Genomic DNA, 14696 nt, shown 5'->3' on the forward strand with positions numbered 1-14696 from the left:
CCCTTGCGAGGGAACAGGTCGGGGTGGAACCCGACCCTCCACGCCGTCCGTTGTGAGCGATCCCCTGGAGGGACGGCTTCCACGCCGTCCGCAAAAGCGGCGCGCTCGGAGATCGCGCCCTACCTGAAAACGCGGGCCGACCCTTGCGAGGGAACAGGTCGGGGTGGAACCCGACCCTCCACGCCGTCCGTTGTGAGCGATCCCCTGGAGGGACGGCTTCCACGCCGTCCACAAAAGCGGCGCGCTCGGAGATCGCGCCCTGTCTGAAAACGCGGGCCGACCCTTGCGAGGGAATCGGTCGGGGTGGAACCCGACCCTCCACGCCGTCCGTTGTGAGCGATCCCCTGGAGGGACGGCTTCCACGCCGTCCGCAAAAGCGGCGCGCTCGGAGATCGCGCCCTACCAGAAAAACGCGGGCCGACCCTTGCGAGGGAACAGGTCGGGGTGGAACCCGACCCTCCACGCCGTCCGTTGTGAGCGATCCCCTGGAGGGACGGCTTCCACGCCGTCCGCAAAAGCGGCGCGCTCGGAGATCGCGCCTTACCCGAAAACGCGGGCCGACCCTTGCGAGGGAACAGGTCGGGGTGGAACCCGACCCTCCAATATGAGCGAAAAGATTGTTCGCGTATCTCCAGATCCCCTACACTCCCCCAATCCGTTGTATTATGGGTTTATTCAGACAGAAGGGGCTGAGGCGATGTTGCGTTCGATGGTGTTCCCGTTGTTCGGAGTTCAGGTCTTGTGGGTTGGGATGAGCGCATATGCTGCCGCGGGAGCACTCGAACCCTTCTCGATGGCCGACCCGCTCGGGATCAACGTGGAGGATGTGGCGGCGCTTAATGAACTCGGCAATCAGCCGCTGGCACGATTGGGATATGTCGATGTGACCGCTGCGCCGTTCCACGTGGACGGCTCGGGCGAAACGGACGTCACCGTATCGCTCCAGGAGGCGATCACCTTCGCGCGTCATCATAAAATGGCGGCGTATCTTCCGGCCGGGACGTATCGGGTCAGCGATACGATTCGTTGCTTTGGCGGATGGCGGGACTACCGCGACGAACAATACCGCTATCTTCCGCACGTCGACTTCTGGCCGTGTGTCGTGGTCGGGGACACGCGCGGTGCGGGACGTCCCCGGATCGTGCTCGCGGCCAATTCCCCTGATTTCAACAATCCGGCGTTCTTGAAGCCCGTGGTTCAGTTCTTTGCGCGGAGCTGGCGGCGTGATGCCTCGGAAGAGATTCCGCGCCTCGACGGATCACCCGCATTCAATCAGTTGTTCAAGGGCGTGGACATCGAAATCGAGCCGGGCAATCCGCGTGCGACGGCGTTGTTTATGGATTCGGCCGAGGGCGCGACGATCCAGGACTGCACGCTGGATGCAGGGGAGGGGTACGCCTGTCTCGAGCGCTGTCCGGGCAGCGGCGGCGCGGTATTTAATGTCGAGATGCGCGGAGGCCGGGTCGGGGCGGTGATGAACGGGGCGCGTCCGTCCGCCACCCTGGCGGGAGTGCGCTTCCGCGGACAGCGCGAAGCGGCCATCCATTACGATCAGCGCGGAGGACTCACCGTGGTCGGATGCACCTTTGATCTCGCGCCCGGAGTGCCCGCCGTCCGCTCGCGCGATACGCGGCACGGCGCGTTGAGTGTGGTCGACACCCGAATCGCCTTCTCGCAGGCCGATCCGGGGAACGTGGCCTTTGATGCCGGGACGGCGTTTTATCTCCGGGATGTGTATGTGCATCAGGCGGCAGCGGTCCTGAAGACCGAAGGCGGGCGTGTTCTCGGATCCCCTGAGCACGAATGGGTCCGCGTCGATGAGGCCGCCGTCGGGCATGATAGCTACCCGATTCCGATCGATACGCCGATTTATATCGACGGGGAAGAGCGGGGCGCCTTTTGCCGGATGGAGCCCTGTGCGGAGCCGGAGGACGGGTTCGTGCGGCGTCACATCTTCTGGGACGAGTCGACTGCGCCGGCGTTTGACCGGGCGGGGTATGTAAACGTGAAGGATGCGCCGTATCATGCGCGGGGGGATGGGGAGACGGACGACACCGAGGCCCTGCAGCGCGCGATCGACGAACACGAGGTCGTCTTTCTTCCCAAGGGGGCATACCGGATCACGCGTACGCTGCGACTGCGTCCGGAAACGAAACTCTTCGGCGTGAGTCCCTCGTACAGTCTGATCGTGCCGATGGAGGTCAGCGGCGGCGATTTCATGGACCCCGCTGACCCGCGTCCCGCGATTCGCACCGCCGATCGTAAGGATGCCGATACGGTTCTGGAATTCGTGGGGATCTATCTTCCGCGCGAACTGGTTCACGCGGTCTATGCCCTGGATTGGCGCTGTGGCGGGCGGTCGCGCCTGAGATGCGCCCACCCGCTCTTCGGCTACACCGAGCTCGACTGGGAATTCAAGCGGCAGGACCTTTATCCCTGGGACAACTGGTCATGGGAGGATATGGGGGCCATGGCGACGATGCTCGAGCCGGACGGCGTGCGCCATCGTTCCATCCCCGGCTTCGCGCCGGACACCTCGCGGGATCGCCGGCGTAACTGGCCGATGCAGCTCGTGCGCGGTCATGGCGGCGGCGCGTGGTACGCGATGTGGGCGAACAGTACATGGGGGCAGGGGGCCCGGTATCGGCAGCTTCGCGTCGAGGGTATCGACGGTCCGTTCGCGATTTATCACGCCCAGCTTCAATATTCGCGCGGCGAGGCCGAGATCGAGATGGTCGGGGCGCGAAACGTCTCGATCTACGGGACCAAGAAGGAGATGGATGCCCCCGTCCTCGTGCTGCGCGACTGCGAGAACGTGCTCTACACCGGCAACGGCGGTCCCGGGATGTCCGTGGTTCCGGAATGGGGGCACTACCGTATCTTCAATTCGCGCGCGATCACCCTGGCCAACCTGTTCTTCGATCCGCGGCCCGAAGGCGCACACGGCAGGAGCGAGTCGGTCCCGATCGTGCGGGTGTATGACGGACAGGGCCGCGAGACATTCTGGAGCGAACCCGGGGCACGCCCCGTACTGTTTAAACGTACCCCGTAAAGACCGCAAAACGCCGCATGAAAACATCGGAATCGAGACGCCGAGAACGGATTTTGCGGATGACGCGGACCGGGTGGCCCGGGGAGGGTTCTGGACGCGGGGCCGTTGAACTTCAAGCACGTCAACCTGCAATCACTTCTGCCCCGGCCTGATGCGGGATGCGGGGGTGCCCGGAGATCGCGCCACACCCGAACGGGGCGTTTCGTCGGCTTGAGCGCATATATCATGAAAATGTATGATTTGGTCATGCCAATGTAGGATCATGACCGGTCAGGTGTCTTACGCTTCCCGGATTGTGCTCGATTCCAGGCACGGGCGGTTCGGCGGGGTTGGCGCGTTTTTTTGAAATATCGGTCAGGGCACAGGAGGGAAATCATGACAGGCTGCGGACGACGGGAGTTCATGGGGCGCGCGGGGCTGGGATTGACGGCGCTGGCCGGAGCCACGCGGGGGGCGGCGGCGCGGACCGCCTCGCGGCCCAACGTGGTGATTATCACCACGGACGACATGGGGGCGCACGTAGGGGCTTACGGCGATCCTCAGGCGCGCACCCCGTGCCTCGACGCCATGGCCCGCGAGGGCATGCTCTTCCGCAAGGCCTTTGCCCCGCAGTCCTCCTGCAGCCCGTGCCGCAGTGCCATCCTCACCGGACTCTACCCGCACCAGAGCGGACAGATCGGATTGAGCCAGTTCGGCTACACGATGGATCCGGGTCTCCCGACGATTTTCACGGAACTCAAGGCCGCCGGCTATCGAACCGGGTGGTTCGGGAAGGTTCATGTCGAGCCGGGCGATGAGATGGCCGCCTCGTGGGACGTACACCCTTTCGGTGCGCCGTTTACGAGTAAGGTCGAGAAAATGGGCGGATGGGCCGAGGGCTTCATGCGCGAATGCGGGGACCAGCCGTTCCTGCTCTACTACAACCTCGTCGATCCCCATGCGCCGTACCGGGATCAGATCGAAGGCGTGCCCGCCGAGCCGCGCGGGCCGGATGAATTCACCCCGTGGCCGTATATCGGGATTGAGGGTTGTGCACGACCGGATCAGCAGGTCGCCTCGTATTACAACTGCGTCGAGCGCGCCGACCGCGGAGTAGGCTATCTGATGGAGGCCCTCAAGGCGACGGGACACGACGAGGATACGCTCGTGATCTTCGTCAGTGACGGCGGACCGGGGTTCCCGCGCGCCAAGACGCACAACTATCGCGCCGGGACGCAAATGCCTTTCATCGTTCGCTGGCCCGGCCGGGTTTCCCCGGGGGTTCAGCGCGACGAGCTGGTCTCCGCCATCGACATCGCCCCGACCGTGTACGAGGTCTCCGGCCTCCGGGCGCCGCGGACGCTTCCCGGCCGTTCGCTCGGACCGATCTTCCGCGGCGGGAATCCCCGCTGGCGGAAGTACGTTTTCACCGAACACACCGCGCACTGTCCGCATCAGTATTTTCCGCGGCGCGCCGTCTGTGACGGGCGCTTCCTGTTGATCTGGAACCTGCTCGGCGGTGAACGCGAAAACCCGTATCCGCAGGGCGACCGGACGACGAAAATCATCATGGACCTTATTCTGGAAAAACAGCCCGGATCCGACCTCGCCGAAGCCGTCCGGCGCACCGTGAACCCGCCGGCGTTCGAGATGTTCGACCTGGCGGAAGACCCCGGCGAGCTTTACAACGTCGCGGAGGATCCGAAATACGCGGGCAAACGCCTCGAGCTGGAACGGGTGCTGCGCGAGTGGATGAAGAATACGGACGATCCGCTGATCGATCCCGCCAAGCTGAAAATGATGACCGACTGGCACGACGAGCTGCTCACGCACGAGGAGCCGAAAGATGAGCGCGGCCGTCCGCCGTATCTGCAGGTCGATTATGTGCGCCCCCGTTACAAGGCCTTGAAAAAGAAGCTCTCAGGATAGAGATACCGCATGACGAAAAAACATCCGGTCCATAAGCCCGATCCGGGCGACAGGGTTCCGCTTCTGACCCGCGCGGGGTGGGGGGTCGGCGGGTTCGCCGACAACTGCATCATGAACGTCCTCAATATTCTGGGGCTCGTGCTGTACGTCGACTTCTTCCGCGTCAATCCGGTCCTCGCCGGTATCGCCATGTTCTTCCCGCGCCTGTTCGACGCGTTGACGGATCCGATTGTCGGAAACCTTTCCGACAACACGCGCTCCCGCTGGGGCCGGCGACGGCCCTACATCCTGCTGGGCGCGATTACCTCGGCGATCGTCATGCCGCTGCTGTGGATGCCGCCGTTCGTGGGCACCTCCGGCAATCCGTGGTATCTGAACGGCCCCTTTCTCTGGCTCTGTTTCATGGGCTCGCTCTACGCGATCGCCTACACGCTCTTCGTCGTGCCGTACACCGCGCTGGGCTATGAGCTGACCAACGACTACGACGAACGGACGCGCGTGCTGTCGTCGCGGTTCTACGCCTACCTGTTCGCCAGTATGCTGATGCCGTGGCTCTACCGGCTTTGCAAGCTGGAGATCTTCACCGACGAAGTCGTGGGCGCGCGGTGGGTGAGCGCCGTGGTGGGTGTGCTCATTCTGATCGCCGGACTGATTCCTGTGCTCGTCACGCGGGAGCGCAAGGACGTCGAGAAGAAAGAGACGATCAACCTGATCCACGCCATCCGCTATACATTCTCCAACAAGCCGTTCGCCATCCTGCTGCTCGCGTTCCTGGTCGTCATGGTCGGTCTGTTTTCCGCCTGGAACCTCGGGCTGTTTATCAACATCTATTACGTGGCCCAGGGCGACAAGGTGCTCGCGGGCAAGATCAACGGGATTGTCGGTTCGTTCTGTGCCGTGGTCTCATTTGTGGGCGTCTACCTGATTTCCGCTATCTCCGTGCGCTTCAGTAAGAAGTCGGGGATGTTTGCCGGGCTCGCCCTCACGCTGGCCGGCATGATCGGGGCCTGGTTCGCCATTAATCCGCGCTGGCCCTACGGGCAGCTCATCTCCAATCCCGTGATTGCCCTCGGATTGCAGGGGTGTTTTCTGATGATCCATTCCATGGTCGCCGACATCTGCGACGAAGACGAGTTGCGCACGGGACTGCGGCGCGAGGGCATGTTCGGGGCGGTGATGAGTTTTACACAGAAATTCGCGCTCGCCTTTACGACGCTGATCGGCGGCGGCCTGCTCGCGCTTTCGGGCTTCGACGCCGAGGTTGCGAACACCACCGGGGTTCCGGAAGAGGTCGCCCTCCGGATGAAGAACATGGTCCTGGGATTCCAGGCCGCGGGATTGATCCTTTCCATGATCGTGTTCGCCTTTTATCCTATCAGTCGCGAACGCGCCGAGGAGACCCGGCGCCAACTGCAGGAACGCCACGCGGAAAATGCATAGGGCAGGGACGGCTCTCCGAGCCGTCCGAAAATGTGAGAGGGCAGGGACGGATCTCCGAGCCGTCCGCGGGAGGACGAAGAATGAAGAGAAACGAAATAAGAAGACTTCCATACATCGCCGCGGCGGTCCTGTTGGCCGCCACGCTTCCGGCGTGGGCGATGAAGGATGTGAACGTGGCCCAGTACGGGGCGCGCGGAAACGAACACCGCGACGATACGGCCGCCATTCAGAAGGCGCTCGACGAGGTGATGGCCGCCGGCGGCGGGCGCGTATTCTTCCCGCAGGGCGATTACATCATCACCGCTCCGCTGAAGGTCAAGGCGCCGAACTCCGTGACGAAATCGACCGAGATTCGCCTGGCGCTGGAGGGGCACGGCGCGGGCCTGTCCCGGTTGATGTTGAAAGACGGCGATGGTCTGATCCACATCCAGACGCCGCGCAACGGGATGAACGTGACGGTTCGCGATCTCAGTCTCATGGCCGGAAACCCCGATGCAGGGACGGCGCTGAGCATCGTCAATCCCGCGCTCGGCGTGCGCGTCGAGCGCAGCGCGCTGATTGAGCGGGTGACGATCGAGGGCATCTACCGCGATAGCTATTTCACGAAGGGGATTGTGCTCGACGGGCAGTGGCGTGCGCTCGTGCGCAATGTGACGGTCAAGGGGGCTCAGACGGAGTCCATGGACGATGAGTCGGCGATGTTCGCGATGAAGACCGGGATCGAGCAGAACGGGTTTTACGGCGGGCGCTACGTCGACTGTTTCGTCAGCCATGCCGACACAGCCTACAGCTGGGTGGCCGAACAGAACGGAGAGGGGTTCGTCATCATCGGGTCCGTCGCCGACTGCTGCCGTGTGGGGGCCATTATTTCCACCCCGGAACAGGAGCCCGGCGGCGCGCTGTACAATTCGCGTATACGGGCCCGTGACAGCGGACTGATCATCGATCACAAGCGGCTGCTGGCCGTTGTCGGCAACACCTTCGAGCCGTTGAGCGAGCACGGCGGCTATCCGTACGCGGATGTGCGGATGTCCAATTGCTGGGCGATCCAGATCAACGGCAACCGGTTTATCGGTCCGGCGAAAAACCGGGCCCATGTCGTGGTAGAGGGCCGGGGCGAATCGAAGCGGTACGTGATCATGCCGTTCAGCCGGTATATTCAAATCAATGACAACGAGTTCGTGCTGCCGCCTGAGAAGGCCGTGGCGTACGAAGGCGAAGAGATCTTTGCCGTCTACACCGACAACAACCGCGTACAGGGTGGAGGGAAGAAATGAAGCATGGCATGATCATTCTTATGCTGTCGGGCCTGGCGGTCTGGAGCCCGGCGATCCGCGCGTCGGCCGCGACTACGGTGTCTCTCACGGACGCCCCGTTTTCCGCGGTGGCGGACGACGGGAAGGACGATGCGCCGGCGCTGCAGAAGGCGCTCGAACGCCTGATCGCGGAGGGCGGGGGCGTCCTGCACATCCCCTCCGGGCAGTACGACTTTGATTCGCGGGTGAGCGTGCACGGTTCCTTCTCCCGCTTGACGATCCGGGGCATGGGCGCGAGCATCACGCGGCTCCACAGCCGTAACGGCGAAGGCGTGTTGAAGATCGAGGCCGGGAACGGCGATGCCGAGATCGGCATCATGGATCTCGACATCGTCCCGACGCGAGCGGACGCGGGTACGGCTCTGGAGCTGACCAAGCCGTTTACCGAACCGGACGAGGTCCCGTATAACCTGCTGCTGACGAATATCGAGTTCCGGCCGAACAACAACGAGACGGATTACTTTACCCGCGTGATCGTGGCCGGCGGATGGAAGCCGCTGATCGACAATATCAATTCCTCGGGGCTTTACGGGCCGAAGTTCAACACCTTCGAGGGGAAGCGTAAGAAGTATCGGGCGGAATCGATTCTGACGCTCAAGCCGTCCTACAAGCCGCGGGTGCGTTATTGCAATCTCTGGGCGGCGACGCACGGGATCGTGATCGAACTGACCGATGCGCACGAGGAGCCGACACTCGACGGCGCGGTTTCGGTCGAGAACGCGCACGGCATCCGCATCACCAAGACCGGCGACCGGCCTCTTTCCAGCCCCGTGGTCATCGTCGGATGCCACTGGAACAACGCCTTCAGCGGACTCGTGATGGAACACGTCGATAGGTTTCGGCTCGTGCAGAACTGTCTCTACGGGGCGTGGGACGTCGAACCCGACTACCGGGATATCCGCCTGGTCGACTGCGCCGACGGGGAGCTTATGGCCAATTCGTTCTGGTTCGGCGTACGCCAGCGTCCGCTGATCTACATCGAGGACGACTGCCGGGACATCCTCATCCGGGATTCCTATTTCGGTCGCGGTTGTTCACGGACGCCGGTCGTCATCGAGGAGGGGGCACAGAACATCGAGGTCACGCGCAGCGTCTATGGGACGGTCTATGCGATGGATGAAGATGACACCTTCGGTTTGTGGGAGATGGAGGACGTGGAGAACGGACGCGCCCTTGACAAGGACCTGCTCCAGCCGGGCCGGGACAACGATCTGAACCTGGCCGGCGCGGTTCCCGCGCCCGGAAGCGAGAAGCTGAAACTGGGAGGGGCGCTGCATTTCCCCGACTCAACGAGCCGCGCGAAAAGCACGCTCGCCTGGGACGGCGCCAACGGCGTGCGGATTCATGCCCATGTGCGGATCGACCGGAGGGCGGAGCGCCAGGCGCTGCTCACGGTGCCCGGCGTGTTCGCGCTCGAACTCCATTTCGACCGGCTCTGCTTGATCTTTAAAGACGGCCGGGGGGACCGGCAGGTGCTCCAGGTCCGGGACGTGGCCCCGGGGAGGCGCTGGATACCCGTCTTTGCCGAAGTCGATCCGGAGACCGGGCGCGCCGTGCTCGAAGCGGGCGGACTCGGCGGCGACCGAAGGTTTGCCGATACGCTGCGCCTCTTGAGGCGGCAGGCGCCGCTCATTATGGGTGCCACAGAGGAGTGCGGCGGATTTTCAGGTGCGCTCGACCAGGTCTGGATCCAGAGGAGATAGGCCGCAATGCATACACGGATACGAATCACAGGGCCGGCTTCCACGCCGACCGCAAAAGGGACGGGGTGAAACCCGTCCCTCCAGGGAAAATGCGGATGGCGATATGGAGGGTCGGCTTCCACGCCGACCGCAAAAGGGACGGGGTGGAACCCGTCCCTCCAGGGAAAATGCGGATGGCGATATGGAGGGCCGGCTTCCACGCCGACCGCAAAAGGGACGGGGTGAAACCTGTCTCTCCAGGGAAAATGCGGATGGCGATATGGAGGGTCGGCTTCCACGCCGACCGCAAAAGAGGACGGAGAGAACGGTAAATGAACGTACGAGGGATTATAGGGTGGGTCGCGGGGGCGCTGGCGCTTCCGGCGATGGTGTCCTGTGTTCATCAGGAGACTATGGATTTGCCAATGTATACTTTACTCAAGACAGGCGAGGTCAGGCCTGCGGGATGGATCGCCGAACAGATGCGCATGGATCTCCACGAGGGCATGGTCGGCGACTACAGCAACATATCCGAGAACGTAACTCAGAACTTGTTTGCGAAGCAGGACCGGAAACCGGGCGTGCGGGTCAAGGGAAACCGCGGCCACATGGAGAAGGCATGGTGGGCCGGCGAGCATGAGGGCTACTGGATGGACGCGATGACGCGCATGTCGATCCTCACACAGGACGAGACCTTCCTGCCCCGCGTCGAAGCATGGGTCGAGCGAATTATCGACCGCGCGGAACAGACCGGCTATATCGGTGTGTATTCACCGGAAGCGCGGTTTCCGGACCGGGGTTATGACGGCGAGCTGTGGACACAGAGCCGCGTTTTTCAGGCCCTGCTGGCCTGGTACGAGTACACGGGGGATAAACGGGTGCTTGAGGCGGTCGAGTCGACGGTACGCAAGACGGTCGATCACTACCGCGAATACGGGACGTACTTCGGACGGCCCGACCCCGATGGCGGCGTCACACATGCGGTCGGCTACATGGACACGCTCGAGTGGCTCTACCGCCTGACCGGCGAGAGCTGGTATGCCGAAGCGGCGGCCTGGCTTTACGCCGATTACGCCCAGTCCGACGTGTTTTCGGACCTCAACCCGGAGGCGCTGCTCGATGTGGACCGGCCATGGGAATATCACGCCCCCCATGTGGCGGAGGGCCTGCACATGCCCGCTGTGGTTCATTGCTTTACGGGAAACCCCCATCTCGATCGGGCCGCCGCGAACGTGCTCGCGAAGCTGGATACCCATACGAATCCCGGCGGCAGCCTTGTGGCGGGTAAGCTGGAGAATATTGCAGCGACGCCGGGAGGAGGCGGGGAGGCCGGTGAGTATTGCGCCATGACTGAATCCGTCCAGACCCTGAATCGTTACCTCATGTACGAAGGAGATCTGCACTGCGGGGACTGGAGTGAGAAATGCACGCTCAATGCGGCGCAGGGTGCACGCTTTCATCCCGCGAACCGCGCCGTCATCTATCTCGCCCGCGACAACCGGCTGAGGGCGGATGACCCCGAAAAACACGGCGGGCGAGAACTCTTTTCCGGAAGTCACAGCGCGGCGGCATGCTGCACGCTGAACGCCATGCGTATTCTGCCCTATTACGTTGAGGGCATGTGGCTGCGTTCAACAAAACGCCCGGAATTGATCGCGAACCTCTACGGACCCTGCACGGTGGATACGGAGGTCGACGGCGTTGCGGTCAGGATCGAGGAGCGCACCGGCTATCCGTTCAGCGACCGCATTACGTTTGTGTTGAAGCCGGAACGCGAGGTCGAGTTCTCCCTCGTGCTGCGCCGCCCCCCGAACTGCGGTGAAATCCGTATCGAGGCCGGAGAAGACGCGCGCGTCGTGCGCAGCAGTCAGGATGTCTACGTCAGGAAACGCTGGAGCGCGGGCGACACGGTTGAGGTCGACTGGGATTTCCGGGTCGCCGGACGCCTGCAGCACGACGAAACCCAGGCGTACTATGAGTGGGGCCCGCTGGTTTTCGCGCTCCCGATCCCGGAGCGGCGGGAGGTGCTCGAGGAGATTACGACGAACAGCGGCGATCCGTCCGGCTATTTCGAATATGCGATCCGTCCCGAATCGGACGAGGGCTGGCGCTACCGGATCGATAAGGAAGCCGAGTTCAAACGGGTTGAGCTTCCGGACGGCGACGCCGAGCGGCCCTGGGCGCATCCCCCGATCGGCCTGAAGGGAACCTTGCTCGACGCCGAGGGCGTACGGCGGGAGGTGACGCTCAAGCCGCTCGGAAGCACCATCCTCCGCCGCACGACCTTTCCGATCAGCGCTGAACTGGCGGATGCCGAGGCGCGGGACGAGGACGAAGATACGTACCAGGGCACCGGCGGCGAAGGGGATCCGATGCGCGATTTCTGATCCCGATCCTGTTCAGCCTTTGCCTTCCGAGGCGCGGACCAGCGCGAAAAAGCGGTCCTCGTACTGCTTGAAGAGTCCGCGCTTTTCGAGCTTTTCCGCGAGGGCGGAAATCCGGGACGGATCGCGAGAGGCGGCGGCGAAGTCCTCCTCGATCTCCCTGCGCAAGCCCTCCGAACGGCTCTGCTGCCGCCGGCGGATGGCGTCGACATTGGCCGCGGCCGACTGTTGAACCAGTTCGACCATCAGCTTGAGCAGGCAGACCTCCCAGGGGTGATCGACGCCGACGACGATCGCGCTGAGCGGATCGTTGCGGACCGCGTCCGCCTCACGCACCCGCTCGAGCACGTTTTCTTCGGCATCGGTCACGATCTGCTGCGTGATCTCCTCCTTGTGCACATGGAAGCCGTACTGGAGGATCATCAGATTCTGCGCATTCGAGCGGAGCCACTCCGCGTATTCACGCGCGTCGGACCCGAACCCCTCCAGCGCCATGTCGGAGATCGCCTGCGGAGTGATGATCCCGGGCCGGTCGGCCTTGAGCATGCCTTCACGAAGCCGCACTTTGTCGACCGCATCCATCAGCGGCGTGATCAGGTGATAATTGACCGTGGTGGTCCCGAACGTTTCGAGCTTGTTGTCGGGCGTCTTTTCCACGCGGGTGTTGTTCACCGCGTACCAGAAATCGAATGCTTCTTTATCGTCCATAGATGCTGAGTCCGCGCCCTGCGGGCGCCGTAGGATCTTCCGGGGTCCTTGCAGCGGCATGTGTGTGCGAGGAGGTCGATGGTGGTGGGGGAAGGATTCGAACCTTCGAAGGCATGAGCCAACAGATTTACAGTCTGCCCCGTTTGACCGCTTCGGTACCCCACCGCGAAAGGGCGACAGTGTAAGGAATATCGCCCGGATGTCCAGAGCGAATTGGGGATGAGGATCAGAATCAGAATCAGAATCAGAGTCAGAGTGAGAATCAGAGTCAGAGGGAGAGGGAGTGAGAAACCGTGAGACCTGAAACCTGAAGGATGAGTACGGCTTTTTCCGCTGCGCGGACCTGCGGGCCTGCTACGAGCGTAAGAGAGAACGCACCATTTTTTTGCCTGTGCTCTTCTCATCCATCTTTGCGCTTCCAGTAGTTCCACAAAAATCTACGAAGAGCCCGGAATTGCGAGTTTGCTGGCGTCGACCCCCGATATCTTTGCCTCTTACTCAAGTCTCAGGTTTCAGGTTTCTCACTCAAGATAGTTTCAGGTTTCACCCTCAGAACACTCCTTCACCGTCAGTCCCAGCGTTTTGATCTGGCGCGGGGAGGAGGCGAGTACGCTGATGATGACCTCGTCGGTTTCGACGCGTTCCCGGACGGTGGGGATGTGGCCCAGTCGCTGCAGCACGAGCCCGCCGATCGAATCGTAGTCCTCGTCGAGCGGCAGATTGAGCCCGAGCCGCTCGTTGACGTCGCTGACCGGGATGCGGGCGTCGACCAGGTATCCGCCGTCGGTTCGCTTCTGGATCCCCGCATCGGCCAGATCGTATTCGTCCTGAATCTCGCCGATCAGTTCTTCGATGATATCCTCCATGCAGACGAGGCCGGCCGTCCCGCCGTATTCGTCGACCACCAGCACCATCTGCGAGCGCTGAGCCTGCATGCTCTTGAGCAGCTCGCGGATCGGCATGGTTTCAGGTACGAAACGCAGCGGTTTGAGCAGAGGGGTGATCGAGCGGCTGCCGCCGTCCTCGGACAGCGAGCGCAGCAGGTCCTTCACATGAATCATGCCGCGCACATCGTCGATCTTTTCATGGTAGACCGGGAAACGCGAATGACGCGATTCGCGCACGACGTCGAGGCATTCCTGCACGGTGAGCGCGTCGCGGATGCCCTCCACGTCCACCCGCGGCGTCATGATCTCGCGCGCGACGGTCTCCCCGAACGAGAAGACGCTCTGGATGATGGCCCGCTCCTCCTCCTCGATATCGCGCGCACCGGCCTGGTCCATCACGCCCAGAATCTCGTCCTCGGCCGAGGGCCGGTCGGCCTCGGCCGAGGAGGACAGCGCGCGGTGCAGCATACTGCGCTCGATACGGTTGAGCATCCGGGCCAGGGGATAGAGGACGCGCGTCAGCCCCCCGGCGAAGGGCAGGAACCGGATCGATATGCGGTCCGCGTAACTCTCCGACAGCACGTAGGGCAGGATGCGCACCAGGGCGACGTAGAGCAGGACCGCCCCCGCCACGAGCACGACCCGTCCCGGGAGCAGGAGCAGATCGAAAAGCTTCACCACGCAGACGACCGCCAGCACATCCGTGACCAGCACGGCCAGGCGCAGGGAAATCAGCAGCAGTTCCCAGCGGTGGTCCCATTGTTCCAGCCGCCGCCGCGCGGAGGGATAATGTTCGATAAGCCGCGCCGTGCCCGCCTCGCCGGAGGAGTGAAAACAGGCATACAGCGTGGAGAACACACCGGCCAGCACCAGCGCGATACACCCCGTCCCCGCCCAGGTGAATATCAGCGATTCAGGATTCATGTTCGTGATCATCCTCCACCAGTCCCCTCACCATCCCCGCCCGGCGCACTTCACCCAGCCAGCGGCGCTCGACGCGGCGCATGGCACGGCGCTGATCCGGCGTACGGTCTTCGGCCCCCGAGAGGTGATGAAGACCGTGCGCGATATAGAGCGCCAGCTCTTCGTCGGCGCCTCCCCGGCGGCGGGCCCCCTCCCGCACCGCGCACTCCACATTGACCAGCAGATCGCCGCAGGGGCGCGGCGTCTCCCCCGGCACCGGATCGATCCGGAAGCTGATGACATCCGTCGTCTCATCCAACCCGAAATGCCGCCGTTTACGATCGCGCAGGACCGCATCGTCCGCCAGCCGGAGGGTGATCTCCCCCCAGGTTTCGCCGGAGCGCCGGGCCATCTGT

The 14696-nt window shown here is 63.1% G+C and carries 9 protein-coding genes and 1 tRNA gene; 6 read left to right on the top strand and 4 right to left on the bottom strand.

Annotation, left to right across the window (positions count from 1 at the left end; all coding sequences use genetic code 11):
• Positions 1–751: 751 nt before the first annotated feature.
• The 6 genes from L21SP4_RS04605 to L21SP4_RS04635 all read left to right on the top strand — a co-directional run bounded on the left by L21SP4_RS04605 (position 752) and on the right by L21SP4_RS04635 (position 11785).
• Positions 752–3052: a glycosyl hydrolase family 28-related protein gene (locus L21SP4_RS04605; protein WP_160300680.1), complete on the top strand. Its 2301-nt coding sequence runs from the start codon at positions 752–754 to the stop codon at positions 3050–3052.
• A 375-nt stretch (positions 3053–3427) separates the two neighbouring features.
• Positions 3428–4960, top strand: coding sequence for a sulfatase family protein (locus L21SP4_RS04610; RefSeq protein ID WP_082116532.1), 1533 nt, complete (start codon positions 3428–3430; stop codon positions 4958–4960).
• 9 nt (positions 4961–4969) lie between these two features.
• Positions 4970–6400 (top strand): MFS transporter, encoded by a 1431-nt coding sequence (locus L21SP4_RS04615; protein ID WP_052881561.1) that lies wholly within the window; start codon positions 4970–4972, stop codon positions 6398–6400.
• A gap of 80 nt (positions 6401–6480) precedes the next feature.
• Entirely contained in the window at positions 6481–7677 is a 1197-nt protein-coding gene (locus L21SP4_RS04620) for a glycosyl hydrolase family 28-related protein (RefSeq protein ID WP_052881562.1), read from the top strand.
• An 8-nt stretch (positions 7678–7685) separates the two neighbouring features.
• A complete protein-coding gene (locus L21SP4_RS04625) occupies positions 7686–9419 on the top strand; it encodes a hypothetical protein (protein WP_052881563.1) in 1734 nt (577 codons plus the stop codon).
• A 311-nt stretch (positions 9420–9730) separates the two neighbouring features.
• Positions 9731–11785 carry a beta-L-arabinofuranosidase domain-containing protein gene (locus tag L21SP4_RS04635; protein ID WP_082116533.1) on the top strand — a complete coding sequence of 685 codons (2055 nt, stop codon included), beginning with the start codon at positions 9731–9733 and terminating at the stop codon, positions 11783–11785.
• Between the two features lie 12 nt (positions 11786–11797).
• On the opposite strand, the gene L21SP4_RS04640 is transcribed toward L21SP4_RS04635, so the two are convergent.
• From L21SP4_RS04640 to ybeY, 4 genes are all read right to left on the bottom strand, one after another.
• Complete coding sequence (locus L21SP4_RS04640; RefSeq protein ID WP_052881566.1) at positions 11798–12490, bottom strand: hypothetical protein; 693 nt, start codon at positions 12488–12490, stop codon at positions 11798–11800.
• 79 nt (positions 12491–12569) lie between these two features.
• Positions 12570–12655 (bottom strand) — tRNA-Tyr (locus tag L21SP4_RS04645).
• Between the two features lie 371 nt (positions 12656–13026).
• On the bottom strand, positions 13027–14301 hold the full coding sequence (locus L21SP4_RS04650) for a hemolysin family protein (RefSeq protein ID WP_052881567.1): 1275 nt from the start codon (positions 14299–14301) through the stop codon (positions 13027–13029).
• Entirely contained in the window at positions 14291–14692 is a 402-nt protein-coding gene (gene ybeY, locus L21SP4_RS04655; RefSeq protein ID WP_052881568.1) for an rRNA maturation RNase YbeY, read from the bottom strand. Before ybeY ends, L21SP4_RS04650 begins: the two co-directional genes overlap by 11 nt.
• Between the last annotated feature and the right edge of the window lie 4 nt (positions 14693–14696).

The sequence above is a fragment of the Kiritimatiella glycovorans genome (assembly GCF_001017655.1).
In the GTDB taxonomy this organism is placed as follows: domain Bacteria; phylum Verrucomicrobiota; class Kiritimatiellia; order Kiritimatiellales; family Kiritimatiellaceae; genus Kiritimatiella; species Kiritimatiella glycovorans.

Bases quoted from the DNA above. Each gene is read 5' to 3' on its own strand.
- L21SP4_RS04605 (WP_160300680.1), top strand. From the start codon at position 752: ATGAGCGCATATGCTGCCGCGGGAGCACTCGAACCCTTCTCGATGGCC.
- L21SP4_RS04610 (WP_082116532.1), top strand. From the start codon at position 3,428: ATGACAGGCTGCGGACGACGGGAGTTCATGGGGCGCGCGGGGCTGGGA.
- L21SP4_RS04615 (WP_052881561.1), top strand. From the start codon at position 4,970: ATGACGAAAAAACATCCGGTCCATAAGCCCGATCCGGGCGACAGGGTT.
- L21SP4_RS04620 (WP_052881562.1), top strand. From the start codon at position 6,481: ATGAAGAGAAACGAAATAAGAAGACTTCCATACATCGCCGCGGCGGTC.
- L21SP4_RS04625 (WP_052881563.1), top strand. From the start codon at position 7,686: ATGATCATTCTTATGCTGTCGGGCCTGGCGGTCTGGAGCCCGGCGATC.
- L21SP4_RS04635 (WP_082116533.1), top strand. From the start codon at position 9,731: ATGAACGTACGAGGGATTATAGGGTGGGTCGCGGGGGCGCTGGCGCTT.
- L21SP4_RS04640 (WP_052881566.1), bottom strand. From the start codon at position 12,490: ATGGACGATAAAGAAGCATTCGATTTCTGGTACGCGGTGAACAACACC.
- L21SP4_RS04650 (WP_052881567.1), bottom strand. From the start codon at position 14,301: ATGAATCCTGAATCGCTGATATTCACCTGGGCGGGGACGGGGTGTATC.
- ybeY (WP_052881568.1), bottom strand. From the start codon at position 14,692: ATGGCCCGGCGCTCCGGCGAAACCTGGGGGGAGATCACCCTCCGGCTG.